Below are 14503 nucleotides of genomic sequence, written 5' to 3' on the forward strand. Positions count from 1 at the left end.
TCTTAACCTCTACTCTGTCGCTCACCTTATCACAAGTTTGTTTATTCTTACAATCCGTATCGAAAATTTTTGTGATTTCACACAAACAAAGATATACTAACTACATCAGATGTTTTAGAGAGAAAGAAGGAATGCTTTTATGCTAGAAGCGACATATCATTCGCTTGATGATTTAGCAGAGGCCATCGGCATTGCACTCAATGCACCGATTACGATTGAAGATCGAAATCATCGTCTGCTCGCCTACAGTACACATACGGTCGATACGGATCCCGCCCGGATCGCAACCATCATCGGTCGACGGGTTCCAGAGTCGGTCATCGATCAGCTTTGGAAAGATGAAGTCATTCAAAATCTGGCTGCACAAGATGAACCCCTCATCATTTCAGCTCGGACCGGTGTTGGTCTGAATGACCGTGTGGCGATTGCGATTAAACAAGATGCTGAAATTCTCGGCTACATTTGGTCAATCGCTCGAAGCACTCCTTTTTCCACAAAAGAATTAGCTGATTTAAAGACAGGCGCCTTACTTGCCCAACGGCAGTTGCTTGCAATCGATATGCAAAAAAAACGCCAAGAAGAAAAATCAGAACAATTCTTTTTTGAATTGCTTCATGAAGAAATGCCAGAATCAGAAATCTTAAAAACCTTCTCGAAACTCCACCTGGCACCACCCGGCATCAGTCGTTTGATGGTGATTCGTTTTTCGGAAGCCATCACGCCGCGTCTTGCTGATCGTCTTCGTTATTTGTTGACGATTCAGCAAACGGTTCGACCGCTCCTCTATGCGTATGATGAAACAGATTTCATTTTGTGGATCAGCACAAACGATCAAGACGTCCAACACGAACGGCTTCAATTTGATGCCTTCATCCACTCCTTTCGCCAAATGCTTGCGGAACGTTTCGGTTATACGAATTTTATTTCCGCGAGTAGTGAGGTCTTTACCGGTGTTCAGTCGATTCCCGAGCGTTACGAAGAAACTGGAATCGTCTTGCGGTTGAAGGATGCCTTTCCCTTTGAGTTGGATGCGGTGACCCGGTATGAACGACTTGGCTTATTCCAACTGTTGCCGATCTTTTCCGAGCGCTTGCGCCGACGAACCGTCCGTCTCGAAGAAATCGAACGTCTCCGTGCATATGACGGGAAACATGCGGCTTCTTTATGTGAAACATTAGAGTGGTTTTTACACTACGACGGGAACGTCAAGCAGGTGGCTTCCCATCTGCACGTCCACCCAAATACGATCCTGTATCGGATGCGCCGGATTGAAGAAGAGGCCGGCATCCGGATGGAGTCCCTGCCGGAACGGGCACTCCTTTACTTGTATCTAAAAGCAGACCGTTATCCTTTGTGATTTTTCACAAAGGATTGCTTGTATTTTTGAAATCGCCGATAAAGTCGTACGCTTTCATTTCTCGTATACTGAAGGGGAAGTGATACATTGTTTGTTTATTCGCGAAAGGGGATCGCATTTATGATCATCGGAGTATTAAAGGAAATTAAGAATAATGAGAACCGTGTCGCGTTAACGCCTGCTGGGGTAGCGGCTTTAACGGGTCAAGGGCATACGGTCATCATCGAAACAGCAGCTGGTATGGGAAGCGGCTTTACGAACGAGGAATATATGCAAGCCGGTGCGCAAATCATCGAGACAGCGGCTGAAGTCTGGGCAACTGCTGAACTGGCATTAAAGGTCAAAGAGCCAGTGGCTTCTGAATACCAATACTTCCGCCCGGAACTCACATTGTTCACGTACTTGCATCTCGCAGCAGAACCTGAATTGACACGGGCACTCGTCGATTCAAAAATCACAGCGATTGCGTACGAAACGGTCGAAAAGAACCGGACGTTACCACTACTGACGCCGATGAGCGAAGTGGCTGGTCGGATGGCGTCACAAATCGGGGCCCAGTTCCTTGAAAAACCACACGGCGGCATGGGCATTCTGTTAGCTGGCGTACCAGGTGTCCGTCGCGGTAAGGTCACGGTCATCGGTGGTGGAGTCGTCGGAACAAACGCAGCGAAACTGGCTGTCGGTCTTGGTGCCGATGTTACGATCATCGATGTGAGTCCGGAACGTCTCCGTCAACTCGATGACATCTTCGGCAATTCAATCAACACATTGATTTCAAATCCGTATACGATTGCAGAAGCAGTCGCTGAAAGTGATCTTGTCGTCGGTGCTGTCTTGATTCCTGGAGCGAAAGCGCCAAAACTCGTCACGGCTGAGATGGTCGAACGAATGAAACCAGGTTCGGTCATCGTCGACGTTGCGATTGACCAAGGTGGAATTTTCGAAACGGTCGACCGGATCTCAACACATGACGATCCGACGTACGAAAAATTCGGTGTCGTCCATTATGCCGTCGCCAACATGCCGGGTGCGGTTCCCCGCACATCGACACTCGCCTTGACGAATGCAACGCTTCCTTATGTGCTTGAACTTGCAAACAAAGGAACACACCGTGCACTTGCCGAGAATACGTCCCTCGAAAAAGGGTTGAATGTCGCACAAGGATTCGTCACGTACGAAGCCGTTGCACGCGACTTAGGTTACACGTATAAATCGGTTGAGGATGTCCTACACTTGCACGCTTAATGTCATAACATGCAGACAAGAAACAGTCCGTTGCGCGAAGCAACGGACTGTTTCTTGTCTCAGATATCCTATATGATGAAAAGATAACAAGACATAAGGTGGATTAGATATGACACATACGTTACACGCACAATCAAACGACATCACGATTCCGTTTGCGGAACTTGACCTCTTGAATCATCTGACTTCTGAAATCGAAGTGGATCGACTGCATGAAAAAATTCAATACCTTCAGAATGTATCACCGACTCATCCCCTTCCGGGCATCGCACTTGCTTATGATTTGTTTCATGCAAAAAAATTTTCAGCAGCACGTCAACAAATCGACCAAGCACGTGACAAGACGGGAGATCATGTTCGGGCCCACCTGCTTCTTGGTTTAATGAGCGAAGTAGAGCAATTTCAGCACGAGGCGGAACAACATTTTTTGACTGCCCTCAAGCTTTTCCCTGACGAACCGATTGTTCACCGCCACCTTGCCGTTCATTATTACGACCGTGAATTTCATGGTGAGGCTGCGCATCACGCTCTGCAGTATTTGAAAAAAATCGGACCTGGCGGAGAAGGGACACTGATGACCATCGATATGATGCAGTCGATGCCAGGTCATGACGAGTATGTCTTGGAATCTCTCTATGCGTTACTCATTGAAATTCCTGAACATCGACATGACATGGTGTTTCACGCGATTGCCGCCAACAATACCGAAATGCGGTATGACCTCTTCTGTAAGAGACTTGACGGTGAACCGGACGAAGTGACTACAGCTCAGCTTGATTCACTTCTTTCCTTGATGGTCGAACACAGTATGTGGGCAGCCATCTACGATCAATCCGACGAACGGATGTACCACAAGATTTTCACTGACATTTGTCGTGACCTGACGTTCCGTCACGGCGGTTTACGCGCCATCCCACTGTATCTATCCATCCGGTCACGGTACTGGGTCAATCGTCTGCTGCACCGCAGATGACTTAAAGAGCGAACGCGACGAGAGCACCAATCGTCAACGGAATCAGCAAGTTATCGGTATCACGGTACGAAACGGCTTCGATCAACGTTGCGATGTTGGCAAGTAAAAATCCGTAGCTGACGGCGAGCCAAGACGGTAATTCATAAAATAAGAACGTCACGGTCAGGACGAGGAATGACGCGAGAAACATCGCGATGCTCCCTTCAAATGAGCGCTGGATTTGTCCACGGGTATAAAATGTCTTTCCGATTTTTTTCCCGACGAGTGCGGCTAATCCATCTCCCCAGGCAAGAACCATACTCCCCGCGACAAGAGCCATCGGTTCCTGTTCGAAAAACAGGAAGACTAATACTGCTAGTGATGCCGGGTAATAGACTGTCCCGTAGGAAATCCGTTCGACCTGATTCATTTGCCCGGTCCCTCGTTTTAAGGTCACAAGATTAACAATTATAAAAAAGAGTAGTGGGACAATCGCGATATACCAATGATTGATCCAAGCTAGTGCCAAAAAGACCCAATGTCCGACCGCGATATGAATCCATTTTCGAATCGTTTCTGGTTGTGCCTGTCTTTTTCGCCCGATCCATTCCAGTAGCATTAAGACGATTCCAACGATGACGACTGTTCCAATTGCAGCAATCCACTCCATGCGAATCCCCCTTTTTCTGCTACTTCTATTGTACTGTGTTCGATTGGCGTTTGCTCTTTCGAACCTTCATTTGTTAACATAAGGTCAAATGACGTTCTAGAGAGGAAGTATTCTGAATGTATGATGCTCAAGCAGTTCAAACGTTATCCAGCTGCCTACTTCGTTTAAAAGAAGGTAAAGGAATCGGTCCGCTCGTTTCGGAAGAAGAAACCGAGCTTCCGAAAGTAATAACCCGCCTTAAACAATTTGATTCCACTAAAAATGGTTTGTCCATCAATGAGATCGTTCATCTTGCCAACGCCTTGATCGGGGAACATATGTCGGCAACAACGATTCAAAACTGGACGAAACGTGAAGTCCGTGACATCATCGGTGTTCCGCACCGTGGTAAGAAGTATTCCATCAATCAAGCAGCTATCATTTACTTACTCGATGATTTGAAGCATCTCTTTTCATTAGAAGAAACACGGGAATTATTGACGATTGTCTTTAAGAACCCAAACATCGATGAAGATGACTTGATCAGTCCGCTTGATTTTTATCTCGTCTATACCCAACATTCGGAAACAAGCGGTCCGATTGAATTGACGGAAAAACGCCTGAGACGGTCGTTAGAACGAATCAACGCATATCGCCCTGAAACGGTCCACGTGCTTCAGCTCTGCCTCTACGCACGCCGTATCTCGCATCTGACGCACGAAGCGAAGCAACGCCTCCAGCAAGTCTTGCAGACTTAATCAAAAAAGATGCCCTTCCGTCTCACGGAAGGGCATCTTTTTTTGGGATTAAACCGCTGTCAGCGATTTATAGTTGACGGTATTCGTTAGACTTTTTAAGACAGAGAGCAGTTCGTACATCGAAAGTTTGTCCGCATCTTTGACGAGACGGTATTCATCGCCGTCTTGCAGCAATTCTGCGACGACTTCTCCCGCTGAACTCCGTACTGAGAATTTTCCTTTTGTCAGGTCGAAGGAAATGGTATACGTGCCACGTTCATACACGTTATACTCACATTTCTTCGAGAAGAGTGAAAATTTCTCACGCATTTGACCTACTTCTTGACCATCGTGGTTCATCACGACCCATTTCTTACATGTCGGGATGAACTTACCAAACGCTACCCCTCTACCTTCACCATTCATTACTTGGACACGACCTGTTTCGTCGTGTTGAACCGCACCAATCATTTGGTGGGACTCATCATAAATCGCGGCATGACCTTGCGAAAAAACGCAACCCTGCACATAGACAACTTTGCGCAACAGAAATTCTCCTCTCACTGCTAAAAAGTGCTGGTAGTTCGTCCCCAGTATATTTAGACATTCCGAATAAATTGATTTTCTTTATCTGACTGATATTTCGTTAACGAAAATGATTATTACACCGTTTGAACAAATTGACAACCCCCTTTTGTCGACAATCATTCGACAATGTTAGCGAAAGCCACTCTCATGGGCAAATTCCAGTAATTCGTTTCGATCAATCAAGCGAATCCGGTTCGGTTCAGCTAAGCGATAAGCGGCTTCCGTATAAGTCGAGTTCGTCACGACCCACCCCTCGTCCATTTCGTAAAACGGGACGGCGGCTGCCACTTGTTGAACCGCTTCAAGACCAACGGCTGACCCGTATCGTTTCGCTTGAATCGCAATCCTATACCCTTGTGCGTCTTCAATCAACAAATCTGCTCCGAAATCTCGTGAGGCCGGTGTCAACTCGACACGATACCCGGCTGTTTCAAAAAGCTCGACTAACCATTCCTCAAACTCGCGCCCTTCCATCCGGTCCAAGCGATTCGCAAGCGACGGTGTCAGGAAGGAAAGGATTAAAAAGAGTGTACACCCTACTATACTGATAATCAAGATTAAAGGTTCCCAAGAACTCGAAAAAAAATAAGCGCCAACTGCTCCGCTCCCTGCAAACAGCAAGGCGATCATTCTTCGTTTCGTCCGTTTCTGCATCATTTCCCTTTCCCTCTCCTGTCTGTAAATTGATTTCATGTGACTTATGTACAGCAAACCGAATATGTTTATTGCCTTGACCTCATCATACTAAATTTGCGCTTGTCTGGTTCATTCAAAAGGAACGTCGTCAATCGACGGAGAATATATAGAGAATACGTCTCTATCGCTAGTGACTTTTTGATGCGAACAAACCTATCGCTTATCTTTTTTAAGGAGGCAGCTCATGGCAGAACATTCATCTCCTTCTTCCAGCAAAGTCATCCATGCAACGTTACGCGCTCTCGAAGAACCTGTCGTGTTAGTTGATCGACGAGGTGTGATCGACTTTGCGAATCCTGCATTCCATAAACAATTCATGACCTCATCCACTGACGATTCCTTAAGTTCATTTTTCGGAGTCGACGAAACAACTTTCCCGATTTCTGACCGTACCGAACTCGTCGCACCACCCTATACCCTAACGATTTCTCCAGTCGAACAGACGGATTTCTTTTTAGTGACCATCAAGTCCCTTGATCTCAACCAACTGTTGAGTTCAACGCTCGATGCGAGTCTTCTCGTGACGGATTCCAACTTTCTCATCACTGCCTTAAATGAAACGGCGAGCACGATGTTCGGATTTGATAATCCGGAGCTTCTCCATAAAATGACGCCAATCTCCTTACACGATCGGAACGAGTTCCAACTTCGAAAACAACATCTCGAACAATTGAATTTAAAAAATCTGACAGACGAGGATATTCTTCTGTTACATGGACGAGATACGGAAAATGAATGGACGTATCATCGAAAAGATGGTTCTCATTTTCATGGGCGCCTCTACATGACCCGGCTTGCGGAAGGTGGCTTCTTCTTATTCATCACGGATATCAGTGCTCAAAAACAAGTCGAGACACACCTCGCCAAAAGTGAACGTCGGTTCCGATTGATTGCGGAATCCGTTCTGGAAGCTGTCATTTTCCACGATAACGGCATCATTCTTGATGCTAACCGGGCAGCCGAGATCATTTTCCGGACTAAACTTGAGCTGATGAAAGGTCACCGGATCCTCGACTTTATCCAACCTGAGTTTCAAGAGTCCGTCATTCGAAGAATCACTGCCCATTACGAAGAACCTTACGAAGTCATCGGACGACGGGCAGATGAAACATCCGTCGAAATCGAAGTATTCCCACGTGAAATCACGTACGATAAAACACGCATGCGTGTCGCCGTCGTCCGCGACATCAGTGAACGAAAAAAAATCGAAAAAATGTTAGAGCGTGAAAAAAATGCCATCATGCGGCAACGGGATATCACCCAGTCGATTCTTCAAGCTTCGAACGAAGGTTTCTTATTGACGGAAGAAGACGGCAGTTTCATCTATATGAATGTCAAGGCACGCAAACTGCTTGATGTCCCCGGTATCGCTCCAAGTAAGATTCAAGAACGGATCAGTATGATACCAAGTTTAGACTTAGCGACCCGTTATGCCATGCTGCAGCAAGTCGAAGAATTATTTGCAGGAAAACATTCTGAAATTTCCTTCCGTTTCACGTTACAACAACCGGATGAGTCCAGTAATCATTATTTTGAGTTTTATGCGACGTCCATCAAAAAGGAAAAAAGTCGTTTTTCCCGACATGGTTTTTTATTCGTCTTCCGCGATCGGACCGAAGAACAAAAAATGGATCAAGTCAAAGATGAATTGGTCAGTACCGTGTCGCACGAATTGCGTACCCCCCTTTCCTCGATCCTCGGTTTCATGGAACTGTTACGTTATCGACAACCAACACCGGAGAAGACAAAACGGTATATCCAAATCGTTCATGACGAAGCCAAACGACTGACCACCCTACTGAATGATTTTTTAGACATCCAACGTATGGAAGGTGGCAAAGAGGAATATGCCTTCAAACCGTTTTCATTGCGCCAGCTTCTGCTCGAAACGATTGAACACTTTGGTGAGACGGCCGAGACCCATACAATTCATGTTCATCTGAACGATGATCCGATCCTGATCTTCGCAGACGAGGATAAGGTCAAACAAGTCATCATCAACTTGTTATCGAATGCGATCAAGTATTCACCTTCATCAGACCATATCGATGTTCGACTCGAACAATCGGCGGATCAAGCGATTTTGAACGTAAGGGATTATGGACTTGGAATTCCTCAAAATGCTTTTGATAAACTGTTCACGAAATTTTACCGGGTCGATAACTCGGACGTCCGGAAGATTGGCGGGACGGGCTTAGGTCTTGCGATTTGTAAGGAAATCATCGAATCCCATGGTGGCGCCATCTCCGTCGAATCAGAACTAAATCACGGATCCACGTTCACAATCGTGTTGGAACTTGATCCACGAAAGGATTTTGAAAAATAATGAAACGAACTTATCTTATGACCGGTTTCCCTGGATTTTTGGCCACGAAGCTCATCGAACGACTGGCGCTTGTTCCGGAACAGATTGAGTGTTTTTATTTGCTTCATCTCAAACATGAGCATACAAGCGCCGTCGCTCAAAAAAAACACTTTTTAAAAACGACTGCCTTACAGGATGAGCAACTGATCTTAATCGAAGGTGATATTACAAAGGACGGACTGGGTTTGCCAAACGAGATTCGGCAAGAGTTGGCGTTTCGTGTCACCCACGTATTTCACCTTGCGGCACTGTATGATTTAGCGACTTCCTACGATACGGCTTTTCGCATCAACGTCATCGGCACATCTAACGTGACACGGCTCGCCCATACCTTCACTCACTTAGAACGATACGTTTATTTCAGTACCGCCTATGTGTCTGGTCTACGGACGGGAACCGTGTTCGAAAACGAACTGACCCATCATACGGCCTTTAAAAATGCGTATGAAGAAACAAAATATCTCGCAGAGGTCCGGTTCCGAAAAGAAGTCGGGACATTGCCCTATACGATCATCCGTCCCGGTATCGTCGTCGGGCATTCCCAGACGGGGGAAACACCTAAATGGGATGGCGTTTACTTCGTCCTAAACGCCTTACGACTGCTGAACAAATTTTCGCCGTTACCCTATGCAGGACGTGCGAACGCACTCGTCAATCTGGTTCCTTATGATTATGTCGTCAATGCGACCACCTATCTCAGTCATGCCCCGTCAGGCATTCAGAAGACGTATCATCTGACGGATCCATTCCCCCATGGTGCCCGAGCCATCTACGAGATGTTGCATGTCGTCTACTACGGTTCGTATCCGCGTGGTGTCGTCCCGTTTCGTCTCGTCACATCGGTCTTGACGCCGCGTGTCACTAAGCGACTGCAGATGCAACGACAGACGCTTGATTATTTTGTGCATCCGGTACGGTATGACACAAGTAATACGTTACGCGATCTCGATGGGACCGGTATCATCTGTCCTGATTTAGCAGAACTCATTCCTCGGCTAGTCACCTATTATAAAAAAAACCACCCACAGATGGAGGAGACGACATGAATGTTTTGATTACTGGCATGAACGGAACGGTCGCTCCCGTCGTAGCAGATGTCTTCCGGACACACGGCTATGACGTGACGGCATGGGATCGCTCCGTCGTCTCGACGACGGACCTTGCCCTCATGGAAGCGTTCATCGACCGGGTTCAACCGGACCTGTTACTTCATATCGGCATGGGATCGGCTGAATTCGCCGAGACGCTTGCACGTCTGTCGTTCGAACGAAACATCCCGTTCCTTTTCACAAGTACGGCATCTGTCTATGCTGATCATCAACAGGGTCCTCACGACCCTTCCATCGCCCCTGAAGCAGAAGATGAGTACGGTTTTTACAAACGGACATGTGAACGACTCATCCAAGCTGTCAATCCGGATGCCTACATCGTCCGGATTGGTTGGCAAATCGGACAAGCGGCAGGTTCGAATAATATGATCGACTACTTAGAACGTCATGCTGCGTCAGGAGAGATTCCTGCCAGTACAAACTGGTATCCTTCCTGCGCTTTCTTGGAAGACACGGCGGGTACGCTATATACACTCATCACATCAGAGAGACCTGGTCTGTATCTCGCCAATGGCAATCGAGATCATTCATTCTTCGATATTGCAACCGCCCTTAATACGTTACATGGTTCGAAGTGGTCGATCACAGAAGACAACACGATTACACGCGACGACCGTATGCGTGATTACCGGGTTGTTCTCCGACCGATTACGGAGCGTCTCTCCTTGCCTTCCTAAAAAATGTCGTTCGATTCCGCTAAGCAACGGGATCAAACGACATTTTTTTATGCTGTTCCTGAGAATCAGCCAATCAACATATTTTCTTTTGGATAACGAATCGTCCGGTCATGTTGCGCAGCAAAGGTGAAAAGAATCGTCAACGAGCCAACGCGTCCGAGTAACATCATGAACATGATTAACCCCTTCCCCACACCATTCAGCTCTGCCGTCACGTTCAACGACAACCCTACTGTCCCAAATGCCGAGACAGTCTCAAAAAATAATCCTACGAACGAGATGTTGGGTTGCGACAATGCGAGTAACGTCGTAATCAAGGCAATGAACAAGAGACTGAAGACAGCAATCGCATACGCTTTTTGAACTGCCTGCGGCCGAACCGTCCGTCGCATCAAGACTGTCTCTCGTTGTCCACGCAGATAGGTCCAGACGTTTTTCAAGATGACGGCCGCGGTCGTCACCTTGATACCGGACCCGGTCGAAGCGGAACCCGCCCCGATGTACATCAGGACCATCATCAATCCAATCGAAAGCGGGACCATCGTCGTCAAATCAATCGTCTGAAAACCTGCGGTACGCGTCGTGACGACTTGGAAAAATACGATGTGCAAAGCCTCAGAAAAAGAGGCTTCATGGAGTGAACCAAGATGCGAGAGCCACTCATAAATCATCATCGCGATGACACCAAGACCGTTGATGACAAGCAATGACAAGACCATCAATTTCGAGTGAAGTGAAATTTTTTTAAAGCTGCGTTTCGCAGACAAATCGGCGATGACCGTAAAACCCAGTCCACCAATCATCAATAACGCTGCAATCGTCAAGATGAACGTCGTATCCTGCTGGAACCCCATCAGATTATCGCCCCATAAGGCAAAACCAGCATTATTGAATGCTGAGACTGCATGGAACAATCCATAATATAATGATTTTCCGAGCGTGTACTTGTATTGAATGAACAAGTCGAGGGCAATCAATAACATCCCAATCAATTCAACGACGACCGTCGTCAAAATGATGTTGCGGACAAGACGAATCGTGCCGCCCGGACTATCGAGATTAAACATCTCTTGTATGATGATCCGTTGACGAATTCCGATTTTTCGTCCTGTCACACTCAACAGAACAAGTGCAATCGTCATGAAGCCCAGTCCACCAATCTGAATCAACAGCATCAGAATAATCTGCCCCAACAGATTATAGGCTTCCGCGATGTTGATCGGCGACAAACCAGTTACTGTACCGGCAGACGTCGCGACAAACAGACAATCAATAAACGAGACATCTTGACCTGCCTGTTGAGCGATTGGTAACCACAATAAAAAGCCGCCCAATAAAATCGTTAATGTAAAACCCATCGCAATAAATCGAGCTGGTTTATCAAATAATTGATGATACACCACTTCTCCAAACCGCCCGAACATGGCTAATCGCGACCGTCTTTTATGTGAAAACATATTCATACTCCTCCTAGATGAAATGACCCAATCGCATCTATCATACTCCCTCAAAAACATTTGTTCTATTTAAATCTGCAATCCGCTAAACGTTTTCGTTTTTTTTTGGTAAAATAGATAAAAGTCGACGTTTAATCAGAAAAGGAGGTTGAAGGAAACAGTGGACCCTAGGACGGCTGACCATACGATTGAGGACGTCTGGCGAAGGCTAGAACGCCAATCACAATGGATGCCCGCACAGTTGTATTATCAATTCGAGGAATTATTATCGCTACATGTAGATCAATCAATTCTAAATGAATTGTATATTGCATTAAAAAAATACGATGTATTAACCGATATAGAGCGTGACGAACGAAACGAAAGCATTCAATTGCTTATCGACGAAAACGGCGCGTGATTCTCGGTTTTTGGATTTCCGAGCAGAAGACGCCTCTTCTGCTCTTTTTATTTTTCGTTCACGATCAGACAACATGGGGAAAGGTGGCACAACTGAAATGGATATCGTGTCGATTATTGGTATTATACTAGGGCTCATCACCCTGGTCGGAGGAATGTTTTTAAAAGGAGCTTCTCCTATCGCGTTGCTGAACCCGGCGGCGCTCGTCATTATTTTTGCCGGTACTGCGGCAGCAATCATGATTTCCTTTCCAAAGGAACGTTTAAAGATCATCCCTGCTTTGTTTAAAGTCATCTTCTTTGAGCAACAACTGATGACAAAACAAACGTTACTCCAACAGTTTTTAACACTCTCGACGCAAGCCCGAAAAGAAGGTTTGCTGTCGCTTGAAACAGCGCTCGAAGAAGTCGACAATGCCTTCATGCGACGCGGCGTCATGATGGTCATCGACGGTCAACCGTCAGAATATGTCGAAGACGTCATGACCCGTGATCTTGAAAACATGACCGAACGTCACCATGCGAACGCAAACATCTTCACGCAAGCGGGTACATATGCTCCGACGCTCGGCGTCCTTGGAGCCGTCATCGGACTTGTTGCGGCCTTGTCTGATCTATCGGACATCGAAAAATTAGGTCATGCGATTTCCGGTGCATTCATCGCGACGCTATTCGGGATTTTTACCGGATACGTCTTGTGGTTTCCGTTTGCGACCAAGTTAAAGCAAAAGTCAGCCAGTGAAATTCAACTGTATGAAATGATGATTGAAGGTATTTTATCCATCCAGAACGGAGAATCTCCTAAAAACCTGGAGGATAAATTACTTGTCTATCTGACACCGAAGGAGCGTGCGACGTATGAAACGGAAAAAGAAGCCGCATGACGAACACATTTCCGAAGGCTGGTTAATCCCTTATGCGGATTTACTTACCTTACTACTCGCTCTGTTCATCGTTCTTTTTGCATCAAGTAACGTTGATGCCGTAAAACTTAAAGCGATGTCTCAATCGTTTAGTTCCGTCTTCAACGGCGGGTCCGGCATGATTACGAACAGTTCCTTGTCGAGCTCACAGGAAGAAGAGGATTCGAAAAAGACGGATGCGCGCACGAAAGCTCAGAGCTATGAGATTGCGGAGCTCGAAAAAATCAAAGAAGAAGCGAATGACTACATCAAAAAACAGAAGCTTGAAAAAGACATCAAAGTCGAAGTCACGAACGAGGGCCTGGTGTTCACGATTCGGGATCGGGCTCTTTTCTCCCCTGCCCAAGCCGACGTAAAGGGAGATGCGATTCAAATCGCTCAAGGCATGAGCACACTACTCGTCAAAGCGGGCCAGCGTCAAATTCAGGTTTCTGGTCATACCGATAACATTCCGATCAATACGGCGCAGTATCCATCGAACTGGGAGCTCAGTGCCGAACGGGCAATCAGCTTCATGCGGGCACTCCAACGTAATCCTCAACTGGCACCAAAACGCTTTACGGTAAGTGGATACGGAGAGTATCAGCCGATTTCCTCGAACCAGACAGAGCGCGGCCGGAGCCAAAACCGGCGTGTCGAAGTCTTGATTCGTCCGTTGATCGATATTAAAGCACAAAACGTATTAGAGGATCAGAATGCCACACCTTGACAGTCCACTCCTACCACAACTAACTATAGGTTCAGGTACCGATCACTCAGCTTATATACTTAAACAGGTCCATTCCGAAGCGTTCGGAATGGACCTGTTTTTATTTAATAATACGGACGGATCATCACATAGACGATGACACCAGTCAGACTGACATACAACCAAAGCGGCATCGTAAAGCGTGTCCACTTCTTATGTTTTTCGAAATTCTGATTCAGCGCATGGGCAAGCGACATCAAGACGAGTGGAACGATGACCGCTGCTAAGATGATATGCGAAATCAGGATAACGAAATACAAGGGACGGACAAACCCTTCTCCTCCGAATTTGGTCGATTCACTGACCGCATGATATGTCACGTACGATATCAGGAACAAGGTCGTCGTCGTCATCGCACCGCCGATGAAACGGCGATGGTTGACCCGATTTCCCCGGCGGATTGAAATCCATGCTCCGAGAAGTAACATAAACGTAAAGCTATTGAAGATTGCGTTCAGAAAAGGCAATAGTGTCCAATCGAACCCATCACCGACCTGTAAGGGCGGCGCAAAAAATAACAGTGCGACCAACAGGTTGATGACAAGCGTCAAGATGATGACGACTGGGACGAAATTACGTTTTTTAGCAGACTGCTGCATGC

The 14503-nt window shown here is 46.6% G+C and carries 15 protein-coding genes; 10 read left to right on the forward strand and 5 right to left on the reverse strand.

Annotated features, from left to right (window positions below):
- Window positions 1-139: 139 nt before the first annotated feature.
- From P404_RS0107140 to P404_RS0107150, 3 genes are all read left to right on the forward strand, one after another.
- On the forward strand, window positions 140-1357 hold the full coding sequence (locus P404_RS0107140; RefSeq protein WP_014971580.1) for a PucR family transcriptional regulator: 1218 nt from the start codon (window positions 140-142) through the stop codon (window positions 1355-1357).
- Between the two features lie 120 nt (window positions 1358-1477).
- Window positions 1478-2602 (forward strand): alanine dehydrogenase, encoded by a 1125-nt coding sequence (gene ald / locus P404_RS0107145; RefSeq protein ID WP_014971581.1) that lies wholly within the window; start codon window positions 1478-1480, stop codon window positions 2600-2602.
- A 109-nt stretch (window positions 2603-2711) separates the two neighbouring features.
- Window positions 2712-3575: a tetratricopeptide repeat protein gene (locus P404_RS0107150; RefSeq protein ID WP_026830398.1), complete on the forward strand. Its 864-nt coding sequence runs from the start codon at window positions 2712-2714 to the stop codon at window positions 3573-3575.
- A 1-nt stretch (window position 3576) separates the two neighbouring features.
- Here the strand turns inward: P404_RS0107150 and P404_RS0107155 are convergent, their stop codons facing one another.
- Window positions 3577-4224 carry a diacylglycerol/polyprenol kinase family protein gene (locus P404_RS0107155; protein WP_014971583.1) on the reverse strand — a complete coding sequence of 216 codons (648 nt, stop codon included), beginning with the start codon at window positions 4222-4224 and terminating at the stop codon, window positions 3577-3579.
- Between the two features lie 116 nt (window positions 4225-4340).
- Here P404_RS0107155 and P404_RS0107160 point away from each other — a divergent pair, with 116 nt between their 5' ends.
- Complete coding sequence (locus tag P404_RS0107160; RefSeq protein WP_014971584.1) at window positions 4341-4961, forward strand: DUF1836 domain-containing protein; 621 nt, start codon at window positions 4341-4343, stop codon at window positions 4959-4961.
- Between the two features lie 48 nt (window positions 4962-5009).
- Here P404_RS0107160 and P404_RS0107165 read toward each other — a convergent pair whose 3' ends face one another.
- Both P404_RS0107165 and P404_RS0107170 read right to left on the reverse strand, forming a co-directional pair.
- On the reverse strand, window positions 5010-5486 hold the full coding sequence (locus P404_RS0107165) for an LURP-one-related family protein (protein WP_014971585.1): 477 nt from the start codon (window positions 5484-5486) through the stop codon (window positions 5010-5012).
- A gap of 171 nt (window positions 5487-5657) precedes the next feature.
- Window positions 5658-6185, reverse strand: a complete 528-nt coding sequence (locus P404_RS0107170) for a restriction endonuclease (protein ID WP_051590469.1) — start codon at window positions 6183-6185, stop codon at window positions 5658-5660.
- A gap of 223 nt (window positions 6186-6408) precedes the next feature.
- Here P404_RS0107170 and P404_RS0107175 point away from each other — a divergent pair, with 223 nt between their 5' ends.
- From P404_RS0107175 to P404_RS0107185, 3 genes are read left to right on the forward strand one after another with little or no spacing between them, the layout of a single operon-like run.
- Complete coding sequence (locus P404_RS0107175) at window positions 6409-8550, forward strand: PAS domain-containing sensor histidine kinase (RefSeq protein ID WP_026830400.1); 2142 nt, start codon at window positions 6409-6411, stop codon at window positions 8548-8550.
- Window positions 8550-9635: an SDR family oxidoreductase gene (locus P404_RS0107180; protein ID WP_026830401.1), complete on the forward strand. Its 1086-nt coding sequence runs from the start codon at window positions 8550-8552 to the stop codon at window positions 9633-9635. The genes P404_RS0107175 and P404_RS0107180 overlap by 1 nt, the downstream gene beginning before the upstream one ends.
- Window positions 9632-10375 carry a sugar nucleotide-binding protein gene (locus tag P404_RS0107185; RefSeq protein WP_026830402.1) on the forward strand — a complete coding sequence of 248 codons (744 nt, stop codon included), beginning with the start codon at window positions 9632-9634 and terminating at the stop codon, window positions 10373-10375. The genes P404_RS0107180 and P404_RS0107185 overlap by 4 nt, the downstream gene beginning before the upstream one ends.
- Before the next feature lie 65 nt (window positions 10376-10440).
- On the opposite strand, the gene P404_RS0107190 is transcribed toward P404_RS0107185, so the two are convergent.
- The gene (locus P404_RS0107190) at window positions 10441-11832 is read right to left on the reverse strand and encodes a TrkH family potassium uptake protein (protein ID WP_014971590.1); all 1392 of its coding nucleotides are present in this window, start codon (window positions 11830-11832) and stop codon (window positions 10441-10443) included.
- A gap of 160 nt (window positions 11833-11992) precedes the next feature.
- Between P404_RS0107190 and P404_RS0107195 the strand changes: the two genes are divergently transcribed.
- The 3 genes from P404_RS0107195 (at window position 11993) to P404_RS0107205 (ending at window position 13863) form a co-directional block, all read left to right on the forward strand.
- Window positions 11993-12232: a hypothetical protein gene (locus tag P404_RS0107195; protein ID WP_014971591.1), complete on the forward strand. Its 240-nt coding sequence runs from the start codon at window positions 11993-11995 to the stop codon at window positions 12230-12232.
- A 97-nt stretch (window positions 12233-12329) separates the two neighbouring features.
- Window positions 12330-13115 (forward strand): flagellar motor stator protein MotA, encoded by a 786-nt coding sequence (motA, locus tag P404_RS0107200; protein ID WP_014971592.1) that lies wholly within the window; start codon window positions 12330-12332, stop codon window positions 13113-13115.
- Window positions 13090-13863 carry a flagellar motor protein MotB gene (locus tag P404_RS0107205; RefSeq protein WP_014971593.1) on the forward strand — a complete coding sequence of 258 codons (774 nt, stop codon included), beginning with the start codon at window positions 13090-13092 and terminating at the stop codon, window positions 13861-13863. Before motA ends, P404_RS0107205 begins: the two co-directional genes overlap by 26 nt.
- Window positions 13864-13967: 104 nt before the next feature.
- Here the strand turns inward: P404_RS0107205 and P404_RS0107210 are convergent, their stop codons facing one another.
- A complete protein-coding gene (locus tag P404_RS0107210; RefSeq protein ID WP_014971594.1) occupies window positions 13968-14501 on the reverse strand; it encodes a DUF420 domain-containing protein in 534 nt (177 codons plus the stop codon).
- Window positions 14502-14503 lie beyond the last annotated feature (2 nt).

The organism is Exiguobacterium antarcticum DSM 14480 (assembly GCF_000685865.1).
GTDB classification, from domain to species: domain Bacteria; phylum Bacillota; class Bacilli; order Exiguobacteriales; family Exiguobacteriaceae; genus Exiguobacterium_A; species Exiguobacterium_A antarcticum.

What these genes read in the sequence shown, in the direction of transcription:
- P404_RS0107140 (WP_014971580.1), top strand. Translation starts at nt 140, where the DNA reads ATGCTAGAAGCGACATATCATTCGCTTGATGATTTAGCAGAGGCCATC.
- ald (WP_014971581.1), top strand. Translation starts at nt 1,478, where the DNA reads ATGATCATCGGAGTATTAAAGGAAATTAAGAATAATGAGAACCGTGTC.
- P404_RS0107150 (WP_026830398.1), top strand. Translation starts at nt 2,712, where the DNA reads ATGACACATACGTTACACGCACAATCAAACGACATCACGATTCCGTTT.
- P404_RS0107155 (WP_014971583.1), bottom strand. Translation starts at nt 4,224, where the DNA reads ATGGAGTGGATTGCTGCAATTGGAACAGTCGTCATCGTTGGAATCGTC.
- P404_RS0107160 (WP_014971584.1), top strand. Translation starts at nt 4,341, where the DNA reads ATGTATGATGCTCAAGCAGTTCAAACGTTATCCAGCTGCCTACTTCGT.
- P404_RS0107170 (WP_051590469.1), bottom strand. Translation starts at nt 6,185, where the DNA reads ATGATGCAGAAACGGACGAAACGAAGAATGATCGCCTTGCTGTTTGCA.
- P404_RS0107175 (WP_026830400.1), top strand. Translation starts at nt 6,409, where the DNA reads ATGGCAGAACATTCATCTCCTTCTTCCAGCAAAGTCATCCATGCAACG.
- P404_RS0107180 (WP_026830401.1), top strand. Translation starts at nt 8,550, where the DNA reads ATGAAACGAACTTATCTTATGACCGGTTTCCCTGGATTTTTGGCCACG.
- P404_RS0107185 (WP_026830402.1), top strand. Translation starts at nt 9,632, where the DNA reads ATGAATGTTTTGATTACTGGCATGAACGGAACGGTCGCTCCCGTCGTA.
- P404_RS0107190 (WP_014971590.1), bottom strand. Translation starts at nt 11,832, where the DNA reads ATGTTTTCACATAAAAGACGGTCGCGATTAGCCATGTTCGGGCGGTTT.
- motA (WP_014971592.1), top strand. Translation starts at nt 12,330, where the DNA reads ATGGATATCGTGTCGATTATTGGTATTATACTAGGGCTCATCACCCTG.
- P404_RS0107205 (WP_014971593.1), top strand. Translation starts at nt 13,090, where the DNA reads ATGAAACGGAAAAAGAAGCCGCATGACGAACACATTTCCGAAGGCTGG.
- P404_RS0107210 (WP_014971594.1), bottom strand. Translation starts at nt 14,501, where the DNA reads ATGCAGCAGTCTGCTAAAAAACGTAATTTCGTCCCAGTCGTCATCATC.